Source organism: Chloracidobacterium sp. (assembly GCA_016720705.1).
In the GTDB taxonomy this organism is placed as follows: Bacteria; Acidobacteriota; Blastocatellia; order Pyrinomonadales; family Pyrinomonadaceae; genus OLB17.
Window position 1 is genome coordinate 1 of the sequence record JADKKB010000005.1, and the last position, 23,138, is coordinate 23,138.

Here is a 23,138-nt window from a genome sequence, read left to right on the forward strand (position 1 = left end):
GGTCGTAAGGGCAGGCTGCATTGCTTGTCCGGTTGTTGTTGTGGCTGTTCCTGATCGCATCGTTCGGCAATACCTGCTCTCAAACACGAGGGCAATAGTAAGTCGCCAGATAATGCTTCATCTGGCGACGACCGCCGGTATCGCTTTTACGCACCGGGTTTGTTCTGGAATGCGTACGCACCTAACGGAAGTCGAGTACTGGCGTTGGTGGGTCGCACCTCTGGGGTCAGCGGCTTTTGGAGGTCTTTGCCACGGTGGTCGTCGCTTTTTTTTGCACGGCTAAAGCGTCATCAACTCAGATAATGCAGCATACGCCTCGCTTCTGTCCGGAGCGATCCACCTTAGCGTGGCGGCATTATCGGAAAATTGCGCCATTTGTGTTTTGCGGGGACACCGACCATCGCTCTGGCATTCGGACTGGTGCGTTCCGCTTAATTTGTGAGATCGTTCCTATTATTTTCGTCGGCTTTGAAGCGTTTGACAACATACCTTACCCGCAGTCGCGGCCGTGGTTGGGACAGTATCAATGGGTATAGCTTTGTGGCGTGGCATTTTGGAATCTGGCTCTGAGCCGGCATATCTGGCTTTATGATCAATCCGCCAATCGCTCTCTAATATATGCAGGGGTTGAACACGACGGCGGTACACGCTCACGGATCGCTGTATTTGGCAGTTTATGGCACCCTCGGCCTGGCCCTTTTGTTGTTCTGTATGCGAGCGATGAAACCTGAGCGTAAATGGAATACAAAGTTGGCGTTTTCATTTTGGATGATCATCAATATAGGCCTTTGATGGAGATCCTTCAGCCTTTTACCGATCGGCCTGTTGCAGACGCATCAACGGTGTCGAAAGGATACAGCCGCACGCGGACCGGAATTTTGCGCAGACCGATCTGATGCAAGTGCGGCGATGGATGGACTATCCGGCGACACGGTTTTCGCGATCGGTGCGGTGGCATTTGTACGGTTTGCCCTCAAACCGATGTTGACCAGCGCGAAAGCAGGACCGAGGAAGTATGCATATCTCGCTCACCTGGTACTAGAAAAATCCAAAGATGCGGCCAGGGGTTCTGGCCGCATCTCTATACTAACGACAAAGAAGTGGATATGTGAAAGATATCGAGAACCGTGAGGATATAGGACCTGTTGATGGAGCGGTTTTATCGCGCGACGACCGACGATGTGATCGGCTATATTTTCACGGATATTGCAAAACTGATCTTGAACATCACCCGCCGGTTATTGCGGACTTTGGGAAACGATCGCTTCAAACCCACGTTTACGTCAAACACGGCCGCAATCCATCCAGGTTCACGGCGAATTGAATTCAAAGGAGACATTAGTTCCTGAACATCGGGCGTTGGCTCGACATATTAATGAGACCACTGACGAACTATTTGAGGGAGATAGAGCTGATTTTATAAAGGTGCGGACCGAAGCAACTGCGGGGCGTGTGCTTCATTTCGTTGATACAAACTGAGGCGAAATTAACTTTCCACGGCCCGCTTAAGTTGGGCGAGGCCACCACCACGATCTTGCCACGGTCGATTCGGGATCAACTCCCTTTATCAGCGAGTCGATGATAACGCGGATAGTAGTTTCCGCAGTAAGGCCGGCCATCTTTTACGATATTCTCGCCGCAGTTCGATCTTGAGCAGGTTGATCGAAAATGGTGCCGTCCACAAGCTTAATGATATCGTTGTAAACGGGTGATCCGGTGACGATATCGCGAGGTTTTGATCATCATAGCGACCTGATCTCTCGTAACGCCGCACATCCGGGCCATTATACCTGGCCTGAAACTCGATAACTGCTCACAAATCGCAAAAAGTCACTTCGATCCATGAGCATTAATTTGGTCGGGTTTCGATAGCGATCGCCGTGGCAGGATAACTGCCACCGTCGATCACCGAGGAATTGCAAATATCTCTCCCGCAATCAAATATACCTGCGATCACTTCTTTGCCGGGCTCGCGAAACTTGACCATTTTGATGTTGCCAGAACCACGATCGGTAAAAATGTCAAACGATCGCCGGCGGCAAATATCTCGGCCCCTCAATATACGAACGGATATGACCGACCGCCTGAATCTCTTTGGTAAGATCTGAAACCGCCAATCTGAAGCAACAGATTGAAAAGCCTTCTAACCTTATTCCGCCGGGCGGCAAATTGTTCGAAGCGAGGTAATTCCGATTTTGACAGACTCATATAGTGATCTGCGAACTACGATCGAGCTTCGGTGATGCGCTTTATGGGAATCCATTGTCGTCGTCGGCAGTGCTGCTGCTGATATCGCTTTTGAGCGCAATTTGGGAAACCCATTGAGACCATTGACATTAAGCGGGTAGAATAATAGAGTGTCGCACAGTGGTTTTTGATGTCGAAGATAGCGGGAATCGTCGTTCAAACGATTTACTCCACCGGCAAAATACGAGACAAAGGGGAGAGCTTAGACTATGATTCGAATAATTCTGGGTGTGATCGCCGGTTTCTTCTGGCGTGGTCGATAGTCTGGATCGGTAGCGACTCAGGTTATGGTCAGCACGATCGCTTGGTACAGGAGTACCAGAACGCTTTTGAAACGCTGCATTTACAAACAAAGAACCGTTCCAGGCCGATAGCACCGTACTCGCGATGAATATAGTCCGCAGCATTATCACTTCGCTGATGGCGGGCTATCTGACGGCCATTGTTGCGAACGAGAATCGCAGGAGCACAATGATCCTCGGCCTATTGCTTTTACGGTTTGGGGCCGCAGTCGAGATCGCGGCTTGGAAATTATCTGCCGGTATGGTATCACGCAGTCTTTCTGCGCCGCTAATACCTTGCACGATCGTCGGCGGCAAGATCAAGAAGTTCGCCTGAGCTTGCAAAACGCTCGAGGGCGGTAGGTATCGCAAGCAATGGCTGCCGATGTGCGAAGGTTCGTCGGTTCAGATCGTCGACCGCCGCCTCGGCCTGATCGAGCAGTTCATCCGGCGGTAGGTCGGCGGCGGACTCGTAGCAGGCGAGTTGAATGCAGGGCAACGGCTTTGCCCGGAGATGAACCAGACAGCCAGTTCTTTTCGTAGAGTGGACAAGCATAGGTCTTCAGGGGATCTTCACGTTCATCAAGCCCGCAGCGTTCGATAGAATCCGCTATTCTCTCAATGACGGTTTCGCCGTTCGGCCGCCAGCGGAATCGAAGACGCCGCCGATCGCCACCGCCTCAAGACGCGAGATACGCACATTTACAAAATGCTCGTCCAGACAACACGCTTCCGGCGTATTGCACGTCAGACAACTCTTACGGTGTTCAAAACTAGTTCGAACATTCTCCGCAAACCCATTTCTGATCTCCGTCAGCAGTTCGATCGCCTTCTTTCAGCAAGTATTTTCATTCTTGTCGCCATTTCAATCTATAGTTCGGCGGCACATTTGGTCAAATTGAGGGCTTGTCCGGAGGACGCCGAGTATTAACACAGCTTTTTGGAAAGTGCTAATATCATAACTTTATGTACGATCTGTGTCCGGAGACGCTCGAATTGGTCGGACGAATTCATATAAGATGATGAACAAAAAGCTATTTAAGATATTGATGGTGCTGGCGATAGTGACCGCTACGGCGTTGAGCGCATCTGCTCACGAGATCAGACTGAAAAACGGCGACAGGTTATCCGGAATTGTGGTATCACGGGACCGCGACGGCGTGGTGCTCGAAACTCAATATGCCGGGCGTATCCGGATCGCGATGGAGTAGGTATCGAAACGATCGATGCGGAGCGTCCGGTGACAAATATTTTCGGCATCGGGTGAGTGGCCCGCGGATACATCGGAGACAAAGAACAAGGTGCTTCCGGGCCTCAACCGCTGATCCGGCAAAGGCTACATCGGAGTCGACGATAAAACCAGCGACACCCGCAACGCCGAAACCAAAAGCCTGACTTTTCGGCGGACGGTATATGGGAATCGTCGATGGTTGGGAGGGCAACGCCAATATCGGGTTCAGCTTCACTTCAGGCAACAGTAGCACGTCTACGCTCGCGAGTGGCGTCAGGGCGTCGAAGACTGACACAGCGACAAACTCACGGTCTATGCCCGAAGCCTTTGGAAGAGCAACCGCAACGCTGCAGAGTACGACCCAAAGGCGCCCGGGGGTGGACTCGAGATATGATCGCGATTCCAACCGAAAACTATTCAGCTTGGGTCCTGGATTTGTAACGCGATAGGCCAAAGGGCTCAATTTCCGTTCAGTCATCATCGGCGGCCTCCCGGCATAACCATATGATCAAGAACGACCACGGAGCTTGACCTTTGATCGGACTGCGTGGAATCGGGTGGCAGGTCGGGCGAACACCGACACACCCGAAGCGCTCGGTGCGGCAGCATTCAAACATAAATTTACCGAACGGGCTTAAGGTGCAAAATTCGTTTACCTTCTATCAGGATCTGACACGGCCAGCAAGTATCGGATTATCTATGACGCATCGCTTTCGGCCGATATCACTAAGCGGATCGGTTGGTTCATTACGGTCGAGACCGATTTAATAATCGTCCGTTCGGTGTCACCGAGAAGAACGACTTGCTGCTGACCACCGGCATCAAATGGAATTTCGGTAAGAAAAGTAGCTTGCATCGATCGGCCTAATGGGGCAAAATTGTATCGTTATTAGAGTTCGAAGAGGAGTAAATTAACAATGTTACAAGCGGGAGATGCGGCGCCGGATTTTGTGTCAACTGACCAAAACGGCAATGTGGTTAAACTGTCCGATTTTAGCGGAAAGCGAGTCGTTTTGTATTTTATCCGGAAGGATGATACGCCCGGATGTACTAAAGAAGCTTGCTCTGTTTCGCGATGCCGACGACGTTTTTAATGCAAAAGGGATCAAGGTGCTTGGTGTATCGACCGATAGCGAAAAAATCTCATCAAAAGTTCATATCAAAATCCAACTGCCATTTTGACCTGCTAGCCGATACCGAAAAAGCAGATCGTCGAGGCATACGGCGTTTGGGCTGAAAGCACGTAAGGCAAAAAGTATATGGGCACACTGAGAAAGACTTTTTTGATCGATGACGGCAAGATTGCCAAGGTCTTGGATAGGGCCGTCGTTGCCGAGCACGCGGATGAGGTGCTTGCCGCGTTTGTGGAAAAATAATCTATGAAAGCGGCATATAAGTTCGTAGCGGCGTTTGCTGCGATGCTCTTGCTCACGGTCGCGGCGTGTCAGCAAACCGTACCGTTCAAAAAGTTTGCAAATGACGACGAGGTGCCCAGGATCACGCTCGTGGACGCTAAAAAGGCGTTTGACGAAGGCAATGCGGTCCTTGTGGACAGCAGTGCCGGAACCGTCATTTCGAGGAGCATATCGCCGGTGCCATCAATATTGCCTACAGTGGCCAGGCACCAAATTTCGATTCTCTGCCCAAGGGCAAGAAGATCATTGTCTATTGTTCCTGAGGAAAAGAACACACGAGTGCCAGTTTGGCATTCCAAATGAACGAAAAAGCAGATCCTGAATGTTTACGCATTACTAGGCGGCACACAAGCCTGGAAAACGGCCGGCTATCCATGGAAAAGGGTCAGTAAGCTGATCACGATTTGAGTGAAAAGGCGCTTTTATGAGATTGATGCTCTTTAGCGTCTTTTCGATTTGATCCGAATCTTAGTTTGCCAGCACTCATCACAGATTCGCCCGGCGGCCTTACCATCCCAGAGCGGCGGGACTTTGCGCTTTCCGGCTTACGGTCGCCTGCCAAAGCCTCAAATGCAGCCTGCCTTGATCTTCTCCGGGTCGGTTCCGACCAGAATATTGGTGCCGAGTTCGATGGTGACCGGTCGCTCGGTGTTTTCGCGGAGCGTCAGGCAAGGAATCCTGAGCACCGTCGTTTTCCGGGAGTCCGCCTGAATCGGTCAGCACATGTTCTGCCCCCTGCCATACAGCCGCATAAAATCGACGTAGCCAAGCGGGTCGATCAGCCGAATATTTGATGATGAGATACGTTCCAAAAGGCCAAACTCATCGATCTTGGCACGCGTTCGCGGGTGAGCCGGAAATACGATCGGCAACGCTTTGATATTTCGATCAACGCGTCGATTATGTCTGTGAAAGTATCTCTATCATCTACGTTAGACGGCGGTGCAGGGTACAGACAGCGTAGCTTTCGCTACCGACGCCGACTGAATCGCGGACATTTGATGCGGCTGCGACCTTCAAATGGTCAAGCAGGAATCGATCATCACATTTCGACAAATCGAATCCTTGATGCCGGAATGCCTTTGGCTAAAAGGTTAACGTCTGCGTCCTGCGAGGTTGTGAGCAGCAGATCCGAGATCGAATCGGCAAGAATGCGATTGATCTCCTCAGGTATAGAGCGGTCACGCGAACGCAATCTGGCCTCGACGTGAGCAACCTTGACGCGGAGTTTTACCGCGACGAGTGCACAGGGCGATGGTCGAATTGACGTCGCCGACCACCACGACCTAATCGGGTCTATGTCTGAGCAGTACGGGCTCAAATTCGGTCATCACCTTGGCGGTCTGAACTGCGAGCGACGCCGAGCCCATACCGAGATAGACGTCCGGTTTGGGCATGCCGAGATCCTCAAAGAATGAATCTGACATCGCCGCATCGTAATGCTGACCGGAATGCAAAGATCAAGGGCTGAAATTCACTAGAGCGTCGCTCATCTCGGCGTAGATCGGAGCGACCTTCATAAATTGGGCCCCGGCACCGACGATGTTTAGAACTTTTAGCATTTTATACTGGACGCCGTCGCCTGCAATGTCGGCGGCTAGAGTCTGACGACCCTCGCTTTGCTTCCGTTACGAGTATCGGTTGACAGTGCGTTGCGAGTGTCCACAACCAGCGATGCTTAATTTCGCAAACCTCAGGTAATCCACGGGGGCGAATGTTCGGTACAGATATTGATCACGCAGTCGGCGGTCTGTATCAACTCGTCCGTCAACTCCTGGTTAAAGCGGCTCGCCGTCGCCGATCGTGTAGGCGTGGTCAAAAGTGACCTCGGGGACAAACGGGGTCGTGATAACTGACTTCGCCCCGCGGCCCGCAAAGGTCAATGATCGATAACGCCGGCGACTCGCGCATATCGTCGATGTCCTTTGTACGCGACGCCGAGGATCAGTATCTTTGATCCGTTGACGGGTTTTGACGTCATTCAGAGCGTCGGGGGCAAGTTCGACGACGTAGTTCGGCATCCCCGAATTGACCTGCTCGGCAAGGCTTATGAACTGCGAATCAAAGCCGTGCTGTCGGGCTTTCCACGTTAGATAATGCGGATCGAGCGGAATGCGGTGGCCGCCGATGCCTGGTCCGGATAAACGGCATAAAGCCGAACGGCTTGGTCGCGGCTGCTCGTACGACTTCCCATGGGTTGATGCCGAGGGCGTTGCAGAGCTTAGCCATTTCGTTTGCCATTCCGATGTTGATGGCCCGAAATGTGTTTTCCCAGAGCTTACACGCCTCGGCGACCCAGGCTGACGAGACGGGAAAAGACGTTCTCGACGATCTGGCCATAGAGCATCGCCGCGATCGCCGTTGAATCGCAGCAACCGCCGACGACCTTCAGGGATGTTGTGGGTCTGAAACTGCGGGTTGCCCGGATCGACCCTCCGGCGAGAACGCAAGCAGAAAGTCCTCGTCGAGCTTAAACCCGTTTTCTTCAAACATCGGCTGCAGCATTTCGTCGGTCGTGCCAGGATACGTGGTCGATTCCAGGATAATTAGTTGGCGACGGCGGAGCGATCGTTCGATATCGGCGCCGCGCTGCCAGGATATATGACATATCCGGATCCTTGGTCTTTCTCAGCGGCGTCGGGACGCAGATGATGATCACGTCGCACTCGGCAAGCCGGCGAAAGTCGGTCAGGCCGACAGTTTGCCGGAATCGACGCATTTCCTAAGGTCTTCGTCCGGCACGTCCACGATGTACGAGACGCCGGTGTTGACCTGATTGGGCCTTTTTGTCGTCAACCTCAAACCGATCGAGTCGTAACCTTTTAATGCAAATCCGACGATCAACGGCAGGCCGACATAGCTGAGGCCGATGACGCCGATACGGGCACCTGGGTTCCGAGATCAGTTGTTCAAATTCGTCTTTGATCAGTGTCAGATATTCTATTACGTTCGTTTGGGCTGGCGCCGCGATGAAATCACTTGGGAAAACGAGGTGCGGATGTTCTAAACTATGTTAAGCAGTAATGTTAGTCAAATTTCGCGCGATGTGTTAATATTAGCAGGGTTTTTCACGCGGTGCCCTCCAAGTATTTTTAATACAGTCAATAGGTTCTATTCTCCGACTTCTTATGAGTTTTGGGGTACATTCCAATAATCCTGTAGTCCGATCGGTTGTCGAGGGCAAAGCAGCGCGTACGGCGTGTGTCGCGGCGTCGCGGGCATTCCTTGCCGCCGCCGCAATCGGACCTGCTCGAGATACTTGTCAGTTTCTACGACGGCGATGATGCCGAACTGAAAGAAAATGCACGGCAGACGCTGAGCACGCAGAGTTCGGTCGCACTCGACGGGACGTTGTCATCGCACGACACGGCACCCGCCGTTCTGGCGTACTTTGTCGCCTCGGGAGCATCGGCCGAACGCCGCGTATCAGTCAATAATCCAGAACGCCAATACACCATCCGCCGCGATCGCGGGGTTTGCGGTAATGTAAGACGACCAGCGGAGACCTGCTCGAGTTGATATCGCTCAATCAGCAGTTACTAATCCGTGACTCGAGCATAATCGAGGCTATTCTCGGCAACCGCACCGAACGTCCGAGGCGGACCGGCGAGCCAGCGAAACAAAACGCGAGTTTTTCGAAAAGAGCGCGGTGCCCAGCAGATCGCCAATGAGCCTCGTGCCCAGGGCAAAAGAGGCCGCCGCCGAATTTGTCGAGCGCGTCGATATCGCGGACGACGGCGATGATTCCGGCCTGAGTGCCGAGGACGCTCTGTTCCTCGCCCAACAGATCGAGGTGCCTGATAAAGACACCGACGACGAATGGCGATGCGCAGCCTTTCCGAAGACGTCCTCCGGCAGATCGCGTCCAACCGTCAATGGTCGCGAAGCTACGGCGTGATGCACTCGCTGGTACGCAATCCGCGAACGCCGATCGCCAATTCGCTGACCATTATGTCGCGGCTGCAGCTGCGAGATCTGACCGCATTGTCAAAGAACCGTAACGTTTCGACGGAGTCCGGCGGCACGCTGCCAGGCTGCTGTCGGCCCGAACCGGCGGCCGCGGTTAGAAAAACTTCACGCCGGCCGGTCTTGATAAATGTACTGGCTATATCGGCCAGAGTATGGTTTGCCGCACCGAGCCATAGGCCCAAAAACGCAAATAATAGAAAAAGTTTCACCCAGATAGCTGCGTATGACGTCGCGGATCGTGCCCGGCTCGGGCGAGGCTGGCGACGTCGGGCATACCATCGCCGGCAATACCGTTTCGTATCAAGGCGGCCAGATACGCAAGTATCGTTGCCACCCGAGAAAATAGATAACCCGAAACAATGCTCCAAATAACAGCCCGTGCGAAAAGCGAGAGCGGTGCTTGAAGAAATGACGGTACGGAAACCATATAATCCGAAAGACTGACCAGCGTGAATACGACGCGAGATCGTGTCGAGGTCGGGCCCGAACATCAGGCCGCCAAACAAGAAAGCCGCACTGACTGTCGCCGTTGCTATCGGCAGCTACTGACCGCCATATGTGATCACGGTCGCCGGTACTGACAGTATCAATCGTGATCGCGTCGTGTTTTGATCCGCCTGGCATCGCTTAATTCTACCTTATACCTCGAAGAGGCATCGCTCCAAGATCGCAATCTAATGCGCTCAATAAACCGCCCAAATCGCACCAAAGTGTTTCAAATTAATTTCACGTTTTTGGCGAATTTGAAACAACTTAAGTACTTTGTTTAGCGACTTTAACCCCCGATTTTGTTTCAAATTAATTTTCTTCCCCTCAGGTTCATCGCTAAATGTGCTCGGAAGTGCTGTAACGCGTGTGTTTGTGGCGTTTACCGGAATTCTGTTGTTTCACAATACAATTCCCGGTATCCGAGTATTGCGATCCATCCGAATTGGGTCATTCTGTGTTCTGCATTCAGTAATTCTCAAACGAACATTGTGTAATGCAAAAGCCTCGACCGCGCCAAAATTCGTGCCATAAATCGTGCCATTTTTGGCATCGCAGCCGCCAAATCGTGCCATTTTTACGTTGTGCAAGTAACACCGCTTCAAAAATGGCACGGCTGTTTTCCGCTAAACCTGCCCTTTTTCTTTCGGTCAGAAACCACACCTGCCGCTATTCCGTATTCGAAATTCGTTATTCGTCATTTCTCCGAACCCTTTCGTTATTGCAAGTATTTTCCAAAAGATCACACCCAAAGCTACATGAATTGCGTGCCGTCCGAGCCCACAATCCAATATTCCCACAGAAGTTGTTGTGGGGCATAATATTATCTATGACCAAAAAAAAAAAAATGAGCGAGCATCTCCCCACCCCCACCAAAAAATTGATTACAAAAAACCCAGTCGCTATCGCTCCCGGTTCTGACAGGAGTCTGGGCCGCGTTCGCGGGCTTTTGATTGTCCGGAAAAGAACCCGGCCGCTATCGCTCCCGGTTCTGACAGGAGGTTGTCGGCCGCGTTCGCTAGTAGATGCCGGCCGGATCGTTTCACGCTCATATGACGCGAATCGGCGATTTTGTTACACTTTTCGCTTGGCCTCCGGACGGAAGTGTAATGAAAGGCTTTTGGCAAAAACTGCAGAAGACGCTGGCGATGATCAAATTTGAGCATACGCTGTTCGCACTGCCGTTTGCTTTTTTGGGAGCGGTGCTCGCGGCAAACGGGCTTCCGACTTGGCCGCAAGTGTTGTGGATCACGCTAGCGATGGTCGGCGCGCGTTCGGCGGCGATGACGTTTAACCGCATTATCGATCGCGACATCGACGCCAAAAACCCGAGGACAGCGGGCCGCGAGATACCGTCGGGCAAGCTGTCGGTCGGCTTTGCGTGGGTGTTTCTATATATCTCGATCGGGCTGTTTCTGCTCGCTTCGTACTCGCTTAATTGGCTCACGTTTGCCCTGTCGCCGGTCGCTCTGATCGTGGTTTTGGGATATTCGTACGCCAAGCGCTTTACGGTATTTGCACATCTGCTGCTCGGGCTGGCACTTGCGATATCGCCGTCGGCGGCGTGGATCGCGGTACGCGGCACGCTTAATGACGAACTGCCGATCCTGCTATCCCTGCTTGTACTGATGTGGACGGCGGGATTTGACGTGATGTACGCGTGTCAGGATTTCGAGTATGACCGGCGCAGCGGATTGCATTCGATACCGGCACGGTTCGGCATCGCCAACTCGCTCTGGATCGCACGCCTATTTCATCTGCAGGCCTTTATCGTGCTGATGATCGTCTATTTGGTCAGCGGACTCGGATGGCTCGCACTCGCGGGCGTTATCGCGGTCGGCGTCCTCTTGCTGTACCAGCACACCCTCGTCCGTTCAAACGACCTGAGCCGTATGAACGCGGCATTCTTCACCACCAACGCATTCGTCAGCGTGATACTGCTGCTCACCTTTGGCGGAGCGGTGTTTATGGCCCGGTAGACCGCTTTTTGGCGGCAAATACTACGCGAGCTTAGCCTTGACCGCGTCGCTGACCATTCGGCCGTCAGCGGACTTGCCGGCGAGGTGTACCATCGCGGCTTTCATCACCGATCCCATATCTTTCATTGTCGAAGCACCGGTCTCGGCGACGGCGGCGTCAACGGCAGCGGCGATCTCGTCAGCGGTTGCCGACTGCGGCAGATATATCTCAATATGGACGATCTCGGCCGCTTCTTTGGCGGCGAGTTCCGGGCGGCCGGCCTTTTCGTAGCTGTCGATCGAATCGCGACGCTGCTTGACTAGCGTATGCAATGTCTTTAGCACTTCGTCATCGGTCAGGTCGCTACCCTTATCGATCTGGCGATTCATCAGATTGGCCTTGACCATCCGAAGCGTCGAGAGTTTGTCGACGTCCTTGGCCTTCATCGCGGCGGTCAGGTCGGAAATTATCGTTTCTTTTAAGCTCATACGCATAGTCTAAGGTGAGTGTCCGTGATACTCAAGCCCGCGTTTGCGGCCGAAAACTGTCGCGAGGGGCGCACAGTATGCTAATCTGTCAGTTCGTTTATGAAGCTACGCTGGCGATTTGGGATCATTGCAGGGCTGTTTTTGGCGGTCTTTTCGCTGTATCCGCAGATGAAGATGGTCTATCTTCGCGGGAGCGACTGGCAAGGGAATTACGCCTACAACGACATCGACGAAGTCGCTTACGCAGCCTATCTCAGGGCTCTGATCGACGGCCGCCCGCGAAAGAACGACCCATACACCGGACGCGACGATTCGGCGGAGCATCCGCAGCCCGAATCACTATTCTCTATACAATTTGCCGGCCCCTACACGATCGCGATCCCGGCCCGCATCTTGGGCATCGGCGCGCCTTGGGCGATGACGCTGGCTGGTGCCTTTGCGGCCTTTCTGACGGCATTCGTGATCTTTTGGTTCATCGGTATGGTGACCGGTGACAGTTGGTACGCGATGGCCGCAAGTCTTGTGGTTTTGGCGGGCGGAGCTCTATTTGCAGGCGAAGGTGCGATCGGCGAGATCCTCGGTTCCGGTTATTCGTATCCGTACTTCCCCGGCTTCAGACGCTACATACCGGCAATGGCTTTCCCGGCGTTTTTCGGCTTGATCGCGTTGGTTTGGAAACTGCTTGAGCGCGACCCGAATGATCGACGCCGGATGCCTTCGGGGCCTAACTTTCTGGCCGCTGCGGCAGCGACGGTTTGTTTCGGCTACACAGCATTTTCGTACTTTTATGTTTGGACCGCTGCCGCCGCCTGGCTCGTATGTTTGCTGCTCAGCTACCTGATCCTGAGGCCCGACGGCTTTCGGCGGGATCTGATGTGGTTAGTTGGCGTCGGTGCGGGATGTGTCGTATTTCTGGTGCCGTACGCGTACCTTCTTTCACAGCGGTCGCACACGATGGACGATGTCCAACTGCTTATCCTGACCCACGCTCCTGATCTGTTTCGCGTGCCCGAGGTGATCAGCTACGCAGTGATCGCTATCCTGATGGCGTCGGCACTGATCGGCGTGATCGAGTTGCGAGAGCGTTCGAGTGTATTTGCGCTGTCGCTGGCACTCGTCCCGATCGCCGTATTTAATCAGCAGGTCATCACAGGGCGTTCGCTCCAGCCCATTCATTACGAGGTCTTTATCGGCAACTATGTCGCAGGGCTTGCTCTGGTAGTAACGATCGGCCTGGTGATCAAGGGCTTCGGAGAAACCTCGCGATCAAGGCCCGTGTTTGCCGTGCTGGCGATTACGGCGGCGGCGTGGGGCTTTGTCGAGTGTCACTATACGGTCAGGGTTTTGGACGATGTAAACGTGCTCCGCGATCAACAAATACCGGTTGCCCGCCGCCTGACGGAACTCGCCGGCGATTCGCCGGATCGTCACCTGCAGACGGTGCTGCATTTCGGCATCGCTGAGGCCGACGACCTTCCGACCATCGCCCCGCAAGCCACGCTCTGGGCCCGGCATCAGCACGTTTTTGCAGGCGTAACGTGGGATGAGAACAAGGAACGCTATTACCAATACCTCAACTATCAGGGTATATCGTCGCGGCAACTTGCCGCCGGGATGAAGAGCGGCGACGATTTTGTTTCGGTGATCGCACTATTCGGATGGGGCAGGCACACCGATCGGCTCAACGCAGCGTACAAGCCGCTGAGTTTTGGCGAGATCGACGCCGAGGCGCTGAAATACGCCGATTATATAAAGGATTTTGACCCTGCAAAGGCGGCAAACCGCCCGCCCGATTACCTTATCTGTGACGCGGACTTTCAGCCTGACCTGGCAAACGTGGACAAATGGTTTGAGCGTGACGCCGGCGAGAGGCTGGGCAGATCGATGCTCTATCGCCTAAAGCTGCGGCAATAGCACAAAAAAAGGCCGCCCTTAATAAAGGCGGCCGGAGTTGGTATTACTTAAGATATTAGTACTACTAAGCTGCGAGTAGGTCGTTTGACGTTTCCGCAAACACTCGGCGCCCATTGAGAGCGTCGTCTATGATCTCGCGAACGGCTGAGGCGTCAGGATTCACGTCCATACGAACGCAAGCCCTCAGATGTCTGATGATGCCTTCCGTTGCGATCTCGAGAGTATCGCCAGTCAATTTAGAAAAACGGCGTGCTTGGATGTGATCGATCTGCAGGACTCGGTCTTGCAAACTCATTGGTCTAGCTGCTGCCACTTTTTATTCTCCTTTATATATAAAATTCTCTCGCTACCCGAGAGATCTCGTTCCATAAATGTCCAATGGAACGGCCGATTCACGTAAAAACCGCAAAACGGTAAAAATAAGTTGAAATCCTCAACCTTTACGTTGCAGGGATAATGCGCCTGTTATCTTCCTTTCAACTTGTAAGTAGATGTTAACAGAGAGTTCGACGCTTTGTCACTACTTTTTTTTCATCAAACGCCACTTTTTTGCAAATATCGGCTACAAATGCAAAAACGACAGACCACAAGGTCTGCCGTTTCGCTAAAAACAAGCTACGAAATGTTGTGGTCTTAGCTGACCGCGTCTTTCATTGCTTTGCCCAGACGGAACTTAACGGTGGTCTTCGCCGGGATCTTGATGGTTGCTCCCGTTGCAGGGTTGCGGCCTTCGCGGGCCTTGCGGGTTGCCTTGACCAATTTGCCAAAGCCCGGCAGCGTGAATTCGCCGTTCTTTTTGACTTCATCCGTAGCCAAAGCTGCCAATGCGTCAAACATGCCCTTAACGTCGGTCTTCTTGCATCCCGTCGTTTCAGCCAAGCTACTGATGATTTCCGTTTGTGTCATACGTGCCATAATTTATCTATCCTCCAAGTGTGGTTGTGAATATTAAAAACGTCTTCAGTGAAAAATCGTATCGCGGACTTACCGCAAATTGGTGTTATCGACCAATCGTAAACTATTTGATTGGTCGGGGCGGCAAGATTCGAACTTGCGGCCTCACGGTCCCAAACCGTGCGCACTACCAGGCTGTGCTACGCCCCGTCTGTCTCACTCCAGAAACAATTCCAAGTGTCGAATTCTAAGGCTGAAAATGCGTCGGGTCAAGTCAAAGTGCCGTATTATCGCGTAAAAACGGCATTATTTCGGCCAATGCGCGCGCTCGGTGGCTGATTTCGTGTTTAACGGCCGCCGAAAGCTCGCCGAATGTGCCGTTGTGGCCGTCGGGCACGAAGATAGGATCGTAGCCAAAACCGCCATTTCCGCACGGTTGCGGAGCGATCCGGCCGCTGCAAATGCCGTCGGCTCTGTGCACGATCCGGCCCGAGGGATCGGCGATGGCCATGCTACACACAAATCTCGCACTGCGATCCGCGCTGCCCGAATCGGCAAGTTCGGCGAGGATCATAGCCATCTTTTGGTCGAATCCCGTCTCGGCCCCGCCGTACCGTGCCGAGTGTACGCCGGGCCGTCCGCCGAGTGCCGCGACCTCAAGTCCGGAGTCGTCCGCGAGCGTATATGTGCCGGTCATCTGGGCGTACTGCGATGCCTTTAGTTCCGCATTTTCGGCAAATGTCCCACCTGTCTCCTCGACTTCGGCCGGATTAGTCAGACTGAGCAGGCTTAGTATCTCGATCGGCATTCCGGCCAATAGACGCTTTATTTCAACTAGCTTTCCCTGGTTAAGCGTGGCGATCGTGAGTCTGGTGATCGGTTCGGTAATGTGCATAGAAGGTTAATATAGCCGAGTGTTGATCAAGACGTCACCGGCAAAAGCGATTTCCGTTGCCAACAGCAGGCAAATAAATGTATAAATAGAGTTAGCGAAATTTTCTACGTTTCGCCTCTGCCTATTACTCTTTAACGGGGAAATCACACTTTGCTATCCGCTACTATTGACCAAATTGCCGACACTTCAGAACTAACGCCGCGAGACGACTCGGGATCGGCGACGGTAAACGCTGTACTTGACCTGGCCGGTTGGACCGCCGGGCTCGATAGTTTTCTGTCGTCCGCCGGTGACGCATTTGGTGATCGGGCCGCGCAAAGCACAGGTACGGACCTCATCCGCGATCTGCGCCTGTCGCGTAATGTGTTGCAAAGGTGTTCGCGGTTGGTACTGCAAATTTCGCTCGCGGGCGATTCTATCCTGCCAGAATTTAATCTATCGATGGATGAGATACTGCAGTTTGGTGCGGCACTGCGCGAACCACTCGTGCTGGCCGAGAGCCTGCAGGAATCGGACTCGTTGAGCTTGTCTGAATGGCAGGCCTGGTGCCGTGTATTCGTCGATCGATTGGCGGCAGTACCCGCTTTCGCTAAGCTCGTTGCACTGACCGACGCCGGCGGAGACGATCATCTGCCCGAGATCTTGCAGCGGACCGTATTTGGAACCAGCGGTGCCGAGCGGCCCGAATATGCGGTGATCCTACCTCGATTTGGCCGTATCCTGCGGTTGCTGGATATAGTTGGCAGGATGTTGGCGGCCGACGAGCCTTTGAAACCGTCCCTGTTGCTATTTTCGCGCATTAACGAAATGACGCTCGAATTGATCGCCCACTTGAACCAGAGGGTCGAGCGGTCGGGTGACACCGATGACGAATTTACCGCCGCTATCGACGGTGCGTCATATATGGCGTCGATCGAACTCAAAAAGGTCGTCCAACTCGAACTCGCGGGCCTCACATCGGTTCGACCGCCGACATCGGTGTATGCGCGGATCGAGGCTGCTCACGCGGTTTTGGCCGAGAGCTTTCAGCACATCCTGACCGGATTTGCCCGCCAGTTCGAACCGACGACGGATGCGATGGAGCTATTTCCGAATTTTGAGATCAAACTCCGCCGAAGCTTAAAGCTCCGCCAGGACCTCTACGACATTATGAAACTCGCTCAGAGAGCCGAGCGGGAACCGGAACCGGCGCCTGTCGCGACCCTCAACGCGGCACTCGAGACATATCTTATTGAGGCCGTATCATTTCTATTTTACAAAGATAAGGAAACCTTTGAGCGATTTGCCGAAGAGATCATCGTTACCAAAGAAAAAAAGGATCTCGTGCCGATCCTTCATCGCTTTGGGGCCTACGTCGAGACACTTTTTGCTCAGGTCAATATGCGGGCGGTGCTCGAAAAACATCCGTTTGAGATCCCCAAGGCCTAAGCGAGCTATTGCGAACGCAAAGTGCCGAGCGGTTTGCGAAACAGCACGTCAAAGCTCGCCGCCACGCCGACTGCCATTACCAGAAATGCGGTGACCAAGACACCTAACACTAGTGCCGCGGGATCAAACTCCCATTTGATATTCATCACAAATCGGCTGACAGCAAACGACAGTGCAACCGCAAATCCGGCTCCGATGATCCCGGCCAAAAGTCCAAGCAAGCCATATTCGACAAATAAGATCGCCGCCAAAACCCGCCGCTTTGCCCCGAGCGTCTTGAGGATCGCGTTCTCATATATCCGCTGCGATTTTGTCAGTGCGATCGAACCGATCAGGATCAGAATGCCACTGAGCATCACAAAGCTGCCGACGAACGAGATCGCGAGTACAAAATTGGCGATCAGACGTTGAACAGTAGCGATGATGTCGGCAACGTCGAAGATCTGTACGTTCGGAAATCGTTCGAGAATGTCCCGTTGAAGCCTCTGGCGGTCGGTCGCACCCATATGTTTGACGACGGTTGCGGCAAAGCTCTGGGGTGCCTTTTCGAGCACACCCGGACGGAAGACAAAGATGAACGCGGTCCGCGTATTGCGAAGATCGAGTTTCCGTATATTCGCGACACGTGCCGTGATCTTGCGCCCCGAGATGTCGAAGGTGACCGAGTCACCGGCAGTGACCTGCAACCGCGATGCCATATCTTCCTCCAGGGAAACCTCCGGCACGTCCGCCGGCGACGCGTCCCACCACTGACCCGCAATGACGCTCTCGTTCTCATCCAGCTTTTCGCGGTATGTTACTGCAAATTCGCGTCCGATCTGGCCCTGCTGCTGCCGCACCTCGCGGTTTGTATAGTCAAATGCTACGCCGTTGACGTATGCCACGCGTGCCCGCACGGTCGGAATTATCTCCGGTTGCTCGCCGGTCCGATCGGCCAGAAGCTGTCGAAGTTCGTCAACCTGGCTCTTTTGGATATCGACAAAAAACAGGCTCGGTAATTTCTGGTTTCGTGAAAAATCAAATTCGCGGACGAGATTTGCCTGCATTGACTGCACCGCCAGAACGACAAAGGCACCAAGGCCGACCGCCAAAAGGATGATGCGTGTCTGGTTGCCCGGACGGTAAAGCGAATTAATAGCCTGCGTCATCGAGAATGACGAAAATGGCTTGACCCGCCGCAAAAGCCAGGTCAGGGCCGTCGCCGCGGAATACAATATCAGAGAGGTGACCGCGAGTCCGGCCAGAAAGAATGCGCCGACCTTAAAGGATCCCGCTTGCCACACCGCGAGGCCGAGCAGGCCGGCCACCGAAACCGCGCCGAATATCCATTTTGTCCGATCGAGTCTGTTCAGGCTCGAGTTGTTTTCGTCACGAAGCAGAAGCTTTGGCTTGATGGTCCGGATCTGGAGCAGCGGCAGTGCCGAAAATAAAAGCGAGATCAAAACTCCGAGCACCGCACCCTGAAATCCGGTCGAAAAGCTCACGGCATACGTCATCTTTGCCGGCATTACATCAGCAAACCGCCATTTTACGAGCAGCATCGCCGCCTGTGCCAGAACCACGCCGAATAGACTGCCGACCAGTCCCAACGTCAATATTTGGAGCAGATAGACTGAGATGACCCGCGTGCCGCTTGCGCCAAGACACTTGAGTACGGCGATCGTCTTTCGCTTTTGCTCGACGAATGCTCGTGCGACATTCCACACGCCGACACCGCCAAGCACCAGGATCAAAAGGCCGGTCAGAGCGAGATAGTTCTCAGTACGTGTGAACTGCTCGCCCATATTCTCCTGCTGTTCGCGGTACGAGGAGGTGGTGATGGTCGTGCCCTTGAGTGCATCGCGGAGTTGGCGGACGAGATCGGTCGGGTCGTCGGCGGTGCGGTAGAGAATTCGACGGCGAATCCGTCCGGTATTACGGGTTATGCCCGCCGAGTCAAACGCCTTTTTTTCGATAAAGACGCGGCTGCCGAGCCTGAAACCGTTGGTTCCGCCCGGTTCTTCGTCAAATGTCGCTCGAATGGTAAATTCACCCTCGCCGATCTTGAGTTTGTCGCCCACTTTGACCTTTAGATCCTCGAGCAAGATCTCGGCGATCACCGCACCATTGTCCTTGAGCAGGGCAAAATCAAATGGCTGGCCGCCCGTGATGGTAAACTGCCCGACGAGCGGGAATGGCGGTTCGATCCCTTTGAGTTCTACAAACTTAAGCGATGTGTTCATTCGATCCGTAGGCCGGACCATCATCGCGGTGGTGATAGTCTCGTTTCGATCCTCGACAATTGAGGATCTGCCGATGACTTCCTCGATCTTGGCGATCTCGGCGGGCGAAAAATCATTGGTCGAACTCAGTTCGATGTCAGCGGTCAGAAGCGCCCGGGCATCGGAACCGACCGCTCTTGTCAGATTCTGTATCAGCGATCGGAGAGCGACGACCGAGCCGACCCCAAGCGCGATGCACAGAAAAAAGAACAGCAAGCGCCGCCAGGACGAGCGGATCTCGCGAATTGTCAGATTGAAAATAAACTTCATTCCGCTGCTCCGCCGCTGCCTTGACCGTTGAGTTCGTCGCTGACGACCCGACCGTCGCGCAGTATAATCTGGCGTTGTGCACGCGCGGCGAGGGCGTGATCGTGGGTGACGAGCACCAGCGTCACATCGCTCTGACGGTGAAGTTCTGTCATCAGATCAAAAATATGCTGACCATTCTTAGAGTCAAGATTACCGGTCGGTTCATCCGCCAAAAGATACTTAGGCGAATTGGCAAATGCCCTGGCGATGGCCACACGCTGCTGTTCGCCGCCGGAGAGTTCGGGCGGATAGTGGTGGCCGCGATTTGTTAGATCGACATCGGCAAGCAACTTGTTAGCACGGGTCCGAGCGTCCTTGAGGCCGAGGATCTCCATCGGGATCAGAATATTTTCGTAAGCCGTCAGACTCGGGATCAGATGAAATGACTGAAAGACAAAGCCGATCTTCTCGCTGCGAATTTGTGCGAGTTTGTCGTCGGTTTGGGCGGTGATCTCATCGTCATCGACCATAATGGTCCCTGATGTCGGTTCATCGAGCCCGGCGATCAGCCCGAGCAATGTTGATTTGCCGCTACCCGAGGCACCGGTGATCGAAACGAACTGTCCGTCCGGTATCGACATCGATACATCATCCAGAATTGTCAGGTCGTCAGATCCTGACCGAACAGTCTTGGTGACGTTTTTTAGTTGGATCATATCGCGATAATTGCGCCCCGGCGGCCCACTTTGAATCTTAACTTGCGAAAATTAGGTGAACAAGTTTCAATTATTGTGCATCGAAAGTTGTTGAACGCACGTATTATTAACATTAACCTATGCGGTCTGTAATTCGAATTTCAATTGCGGTTAGTTTCATCTTTTTGGCAATGCTTGGCGTTGGCTGCGGTTCGTCGGGCGGCCAGCAAAACTCGGCGGCATCGGCCAAGCCGCTCGCGACGCCGCAGATCAGGGCTGACCGGCCAAAAATAGTTGCCTTTGGCGACAGTCTGACAGCGGGTTTCGGTTTGCTTGAAAAAGAGTCTTATCCGTATCTGCTGCAGCAAAAGCTGGCGGGGGACGGTTACGATTTTGAAGTGATCAACGCCGGCGTGTCGGGCGACACAACGCTTGGCGGCCTCGAACGCATTGATTGGGTCCTGGAGATGGAAAATATTAAGATCCTCATCCTCGAACTTGGTGCAAACGATCTAATGCGAGGCGTGCCGCCGGCGAAGGTAAAGACCAATCTCGACACGATGATCCGTAAGGCAAAGGCGAAAAACGTGCGGATACTGCTCTGCGGAATGCTTGCCCCGCCCGGCGGCGGTACAGATTATTCCAAGGATTTTATTAATGTGTTTCCGGATCTAGCGACCGAGCATAAACTCGATTTTCTGCCGTTTCTGCTCGACGGTGTCGCGATGAAAAAAGAGCTGAATCAAGCTGACGGCATTCATCCCAACGCTGAGGGCGAAAAGCTGATGACTGACAATGTCTATACAGCTCTCAAACCAATGCTCGCAAAGTGAAACTAATGCCGAACTTTCGGCGAATCTACTATCTATGAAAAAGTTTGTTTTTATAAATATCCTTATACTCTCCGTGTGTGCCGGAGCGATGGCACAGGCCGGCGGCACCGCCGCCAACTACACTCGGCCTGATGCCGACAAGCGTTTCAAGCGTTTTGTGAACGATACGGTCGGTCCATTTGCGTGGGTCGGTGTCGGAGCAGGTGCGGCATTTTCAACCGCGGCCGATACCCCAAAAGAGTGGGGCCGTTCAACCGAAGGGTTCGGCCGCAGATTCGCGTCAAATTTTGGCAAGACGGTCATTCGCAATACGGTCATTTACGGAATGGACGAGGCGCTTAAGCTCGATAGCCACTATTACCGTAGCACCAAACGCGATGCCGGGTCCCGGGTCAAGAATGCCTTCCTTTCTACGGTTACCGCGCGAACGGCGAAGGGCAAACGCACGATCGGTCTGCCGCGGATCGTCGGAACATATTCGGCTAATATGATCGCGACACAGGTCTGGTATCCGGCGCGCTACGATTGGAAAGAAGGTGTTAAGACCGGTTCGATATCGCTGGGCGTCAATGCTCTATTCAATCTCGTCAAAGAATTTGCATTCAAAAAATGATCGGGTGACGACTCGGTCGTGACATTTTTCGCTGAGGTGGTTAACGTAGGAAGGTATGAACGTTACCCATCTCGAATGTGCACTATGCGGGCTTCGTCACGAGGCCCGCACTCTTCAAAACCTCTGCGTCAAATGCGGAAAGCCCTTGCTCGTTCGCTACGACCTCGTAAAGGCGGCCGAAACGCTGACGCAAGAGTCGCTCAAGACACGCGAATCATCACTATGGCGCTATCGCGAGGTCTTGCCGGTCGAGGCGGCCGAAAATACCGTATCGTTTGGCGAAGGCTGGACGCCACTCTTTAAGGTCGACCGATTGGCCGACGCACTTCCGCTCAAACTCGACCTATATATTAAGGACGAAGGCCAAAATCCGACCCAGAGCTTTAAGGCACGCGGGATGACCGCCGCGATCTCAATGGCGAAGGAACTCGGCGTCAAAAAGGTCGCCGTCCCATCGGCCGGAAACGCCGCCGGTGCGTTGGCCGCCTATGCCGCAAAGGCCGGAATGGAAGCCTTCATCTTTATGCCCGCCGACACTCCGCGCGCAAATATCGTCGAATGTCAGCAAACCGGAGCCAATGTCACGCTCGTTGACGGCCTCATCACCGACTGTGGCAAGATGGTCGCCGAACGCAAGGAGGCCGAAGGCTGGTTTGACGTCTCCACGCTCAAAGAGCCATATCGCGTAGAGGGCAAAAAGACGATGGGCTATGAGCTTTTCGAACAAATGTCCATCAAACTTCAGTTTGATGATGAGGGGAACGACAAACTGAAGTTTATCGGACATTTACCCGACGTTATCCTTTACCCGACCGGCGGCGGTACAGGCCTTATTGGGATGTGGAAAGCGTTTGCCGAGATGGAGCAAATGGGCTGGATCGGTTCAAAACGTCCGCGAATGGTCACCGTCCAATCTGATACGTGCGCACCGATCGTGCGTGCGTTTGAAAAGGGCGAGCGATTTGCCGACGAATTCGAAAACGCCGCTACCGTCGCGTCCGGGCTTCGCGTGCCGAAAGCGATCGGCGATTTTCTCATCCTGGACGCGATCCGTGCATCCGGCGGAACCGCAATTTCGGTGACGGACGCCGAACTTGTCGACGCTGTCGCGGAGATCGGAGCCGCCACCGGCATCTTCACCGCCCCCGAAGGCGCCGCCTGTCTGCCCGCTCTGCGAAAGCTTATCGCTCAAAACCTCGTGCGCGAGGGCGAGTCGGTCGTCATATTTAATACGGGCTCGGGCATAAAATATCTGGAAGCGTTCGAATAAAGGCCTGATG

22 protein-coding genes, 1 tRNA gene and 3 pseudogenes are annotated in these 23,138 nt (G+C 53.6%); 13 read left to right on the forward strand and 13 right to left on the reverse strand.

What is annotated here, in order from left to right; genetic code table 11:
* Positions 1 to 618: 618 nt before the first annotated feature.
* Together IPQ00_03275 and IPQ00_03280 are read left to right on the forward strand one after the other, a co-directional pair.
* Positions 619 to 792 (forward strand): hypothetical protein, encoded by a 174-nt coding sequence (locus IPQ00_03275; protein ID MBL0239587.1) that lies wholly within the window; start codon positions 619 to 621, stop codon positions 790 to 792.
* A 1,842-nt stretch (positions 793 to 2,634) separates the two neighbouring features.
* Positions 2,635 to 2,865, forward strand: a complete 231-nt coding sequence (locus IPQ00_03280) for a hypothetical protein (GenBank protein MBL0239588.1) — start codon at positions 2,635 to 2,637, stop codon at positions 2,863 to 2,865.
* Here the strand turns inward: IPQ00_03280 and IPQ00_03285 are convergent.
* Complete coding sequence (locus tag IPQ00_03285; protein ID MBL0239589.1) at positions 2,818 to 3,084, reverse strand: hypothetical protein; 267 nt, start codon at positions 3,082 to 3,084, stop codon at positions 2,818 to 2,820. The genes IPQ00_03280 and IPQ00_03285 overlap by 48 nt on opposite strands.
* Positions 3,085 to 3,547: 463 nt before the next feature.
* Here IPQ00_03285 and IPQ00_03290 point away from each other — a divergent pair, with 463 nt between their 5' ends.
* Positions 3,548 to 3,739: a hypothetical protein gene (locus IPQ00_03290; GenBank protein ID MBL0239590.1), complete on the forward strand. Its 192-nt coding sequence runs from the start codon at positions 3,548 to 3,550 to the stop codon at positions 3,737 to 3,739.
* A gap of 717 nt (positions 3,740 to 4,456) precedes the next feature.
* Here the strand turns inward: IPQ00_03290 and IPQ00_03295 are convergent.
* On the reverse strand, positions 4,457 to 4,615 hold the full coding sequence (locus IPQ00_03295; GenBank protein MBL0239591.1) for a hypothetical protein: 159 nt from the start codon (positions 4,613 to 4,615) through the stop codon (positions 4,457 to 4,459).
* Positions 4,616 to 4,676: 61 nt separating this feature from the next.
* On the opposite strand from IPQ00_03295, the pseudogene bcp reads away from it, so the two are divergent.
* Both bcp and IPQ00_03305 read left to right on the forward strand, forming a co-directional pair.
* Positions 4,677 to 5,135, forward strand: a pseudogene (bcp, locus tag IPQ00_03300) (thioredoxin-dependent thiol peroxidase).
* A 3-nt stretch (positions 5,136 to 5,138) separates the two neighbouring features.
* Positions 5,139 to 5,477 (forward strand): hypothetical protein, encoded by a 339-nt coding sequence (locus IPQ00_03305; GenBank protein ID MBL0239592.1) that lies wholly within the window; start codon positions 5,139 to 5,141, stop codon positions 5,475 to 5,477.
* Positions 5,478 to 5,719: 242 nt separating this feature from the next.
* Here the strand turns inward: IPQ00_03305 and wecB are convergent.
* Positions 5,720 to 6,736: pseudogene (wecB, locus tag IPQ00_03310) on the reverse strand (UDP-N-acetylglucosamine 2-epimerase (non-hydrolyzing)).
* A gap of 131 nt (positions 6,737 to 6,867) precedes the next feature.
* Positions 6,868 to 8,054 (reverse strand): annotated as a pseudogene (locus tag IPQ00_03315) (nucleotide sugar dehydrogenase).
* Positions 8,055 to 8,375: 321 nt separating this feature from the next.
* Here IPQ00_03315 and IPQ00_03320 point away from each other — a divergent pair.
* Both IPQ00_03320 and IPQ00_03325 read left to right on the forward strand, forming a co-directional pair.
* Entirely contained in the window at positions 8,376 to 8,693 is a 318-nt protein-coding gene (locus tag IPQ00_03320) for a hypothetical protein (protein ID MBL0239593.1), read from the forward strand.
* A 148-nt stretch (positions 8,694 to 8,841) separates the two neighbouring features.
* Complete coding sequence (locus IPQ00_03325) at positions 8,842 to 9,072, forward strand: hypothetical protein (GenBank protein MBL0239594.1); 231 nt, start codon at positions 8,842 to 8,844, stop codon at positions 9,070 to 9,072.
* On the opposite strand, the gene IPQ00_03330 is transcribed toward IPQ00_03325, so the two are convergent.
* Both IPQ00_03330 and IPQ00_03335 read right to left on the reverse strand, forming a co-directional pair.
* Positions 9,062 to 9,352 carry a hypothetical protein gene (locus tag IPQ00_03330; protein ID MBL0239595.1) on the reverse strand — a complete coding sequence of 97 codons (291 nt, stop codon included), beginning with the start codon at positions 9,350 to 9,352 and terminating at the stop codon, positions 9,062 to 9,064. The genes IPQ00_03325 and IPQ00_03330 overlap by 11 nt on opposite strands.
* Positions 9,353 to 9,443: 91 nt before the next feature.
* The gene (locus tag IPQ00_03335) at positions 9,444 to 9,767 is read right to left on the reverse strand and encodes a DUF2227 family putative metal-binding protein (protein ID MBL0239596.1); all 324 of its coding nucleotides are present in this window, start codon (positions 9,765 to 9,767) and stop codon (positions 9,444 to 9,446) included.
* Between the two features lie 971 nt (positions 9,768 to 10,738).
* Here IPQ00_03335 and IPQ00_03340 point away from each other — a divergent pair.
* A complete protein-coding gene (locus tag IPQ00_03340) occupies positions 10,739 to 11,608 on the forward strand; it encodes a UbiA family prenyltransferase (protein ID MBL0239597.1) in 870 nt (289 codons plus the stop codon).
* Between the two features lie 21 nt (positions 11,609 to 11,629).
* On the opposite strand, the gene IPQ00_03345 is transcribed toward IPQ00_03340, so the two are convergent.
* Entirely contained in the window at positions 11,630 to 12,076 is a 447-nt protein-coding gene (locus tag IPQ00_03345; GenBank protein ID MBL0239598.1) for a GatB/YqeY domain-containing protein, read from the reverse strand.
* Between the two features lie 99 nt (positions 12,077 to 12,175).
* Between IPQ00_03345 and IPQ00_03350 the strand changes: the two genes are divergently transcribed.
* Entirely contained in the window at positions 12,176 to 13,990 is a 1,815-nt protein-coding gene (locus IPQ00_03350; protein MBL0239599.1) for a hypothetical protein, read from the forward strand.
* 64 nt (positions 13,991 to 14,054) lie between these two features.
* On the opposite strand, the gene IPQ00_03355 is transcribed toward IPQ00_03350, so the two are convergent.
* The 4 genes from IPQ00_03355 to rdgB form a co-directional block, all read right to left on the reverse strand.
* Complete coding sequence (locus IPQ00_03355) at positions 14,055 to 14,303, reverse strand: hypothetical protein (GenBank protein ID MBL0239600.1); 249 nt, start codon at positions 14,301 to 14,303, stop codon at positions 14,055 to 14,057.
* Positions 14,304 to 14,623: 320 nt separating this feature from the next.
* Complete coding sequence (locus IPQ00_03360) at positions 14,624 to 14,905, reverse strand: HU family DNA-binding protein (GenBank protein MBL0239601.1); 282 nt, start codon at positions 14,903 to 14,905, stop codon at positions 14,624 to 14,626.
* Positions 14,906 to 15,017: 112 nt separating this feature from the next.
* Positions 15,018 to 15,094 (reverse strand) — tRNA-Pro (locus IPQ00_03365).
* A 64-nt stretch (positions 15,095 to 15,158) separates the two neighbouring features.
* Entirely contained in the window at positions 15,159 to 15,779 is a 621-nt protein-coding gene (gene rdgB, locus IPQ00_03370) for an RdgB/HAM1 family non-canonical purine NTP pyrophosphatase (protein ID MBL0239602.1), read from the reverse strand.
* Between the two features lie 150 nt (positions 15,780 to 15,929).
* Here rdgB and IPQ00_03375 point away from each other — a divergent pair, with 150 nt between their 5' ends.
* Positions 15,930 to 17,207, forward strand: coding sequence for a hypothetical protein (locus IPQ00_03375; GenBank protein ID MBL0239603.1), 1,278 nt, complete (start codon positions 15,930 to 15,932; stop codon positions 17,205 to 17,207).
* A 5-nt stretch (positions 17,208 to 17,212) separates the two neighbouring features.
* Here the strand turns inward: IPQ00_03375 and IPQ00_03380 are convergent, their stop codons facing one another.
* On the reverse strand, positions 17,213 to 19,738 hold the full coding sequence (locus IPQ00_03380; protein MBL0239604.1) for an ABC transporter permease: 2,526 nt from the start codon (positions 19,736 to 19,738) through the stop codon (positions 17,213 to 17,215).
* Positions 19,735 to 20,433: an ABC transporter ATP-binding protein gene (locus IPQ00_03385; GenBank protein ID MBL0239605.1), complete on the reverse strand. Its 699-nt coding sequence runs from the start codon at positions 20,431 to 20,433 to the stop codon at positions 19,735 to 19,737. Before IPQ00_03385 ends, IPQ00_03380 begins: the two co-directional genes overlap by 4 nt.
* Positions 20,434 to 20,603: 170 nt before the next feature.
* Here IPQ00_03385 and IPQ00_03390 point away from each other — a divergent pair, with 170 nt between their 5' ends.
* From IPQ00_03390 to IPQ00_03400, 3 genes are read left to right on the forward strand one after another with little or no spacing between them, the layout of a single operon-like run.
* Entirely contained in the window at positions 20,604 to 21,245 is a 642-nt protein-coding gene (locus IPQ00_03390) for an arylesterase (GenBank protein MBL0239606.1), read from the forward strand.
* Between the two features lie 34 nt (positions 21,246 to 21,279).
* On the forward strand, positions 21,280 to 21,858 hold the full coding sequence (locus tag IPQ00_03395) for a hypothetical protein (protein ID MBL0239607.1): 579 nt from the start codon (positions 21,280 to 21,282) through the stop codon (positions 21,856 to 21,858).
* Between the two features lie 55 nt (positions 21,859 to 21,913).
* Positions 21,914 to 23,128, forward strand: coding sequence for a threonine synthase (locus IPQ00_03400; protein ID MBL0239608.1), 1,215 nt, complete (start codon positions 21,914 to 21,916; stop codon positions 23,126 to 23,128).
* Positions 23,129 to 23,138 lie beyond the last annotated feature (10 nt).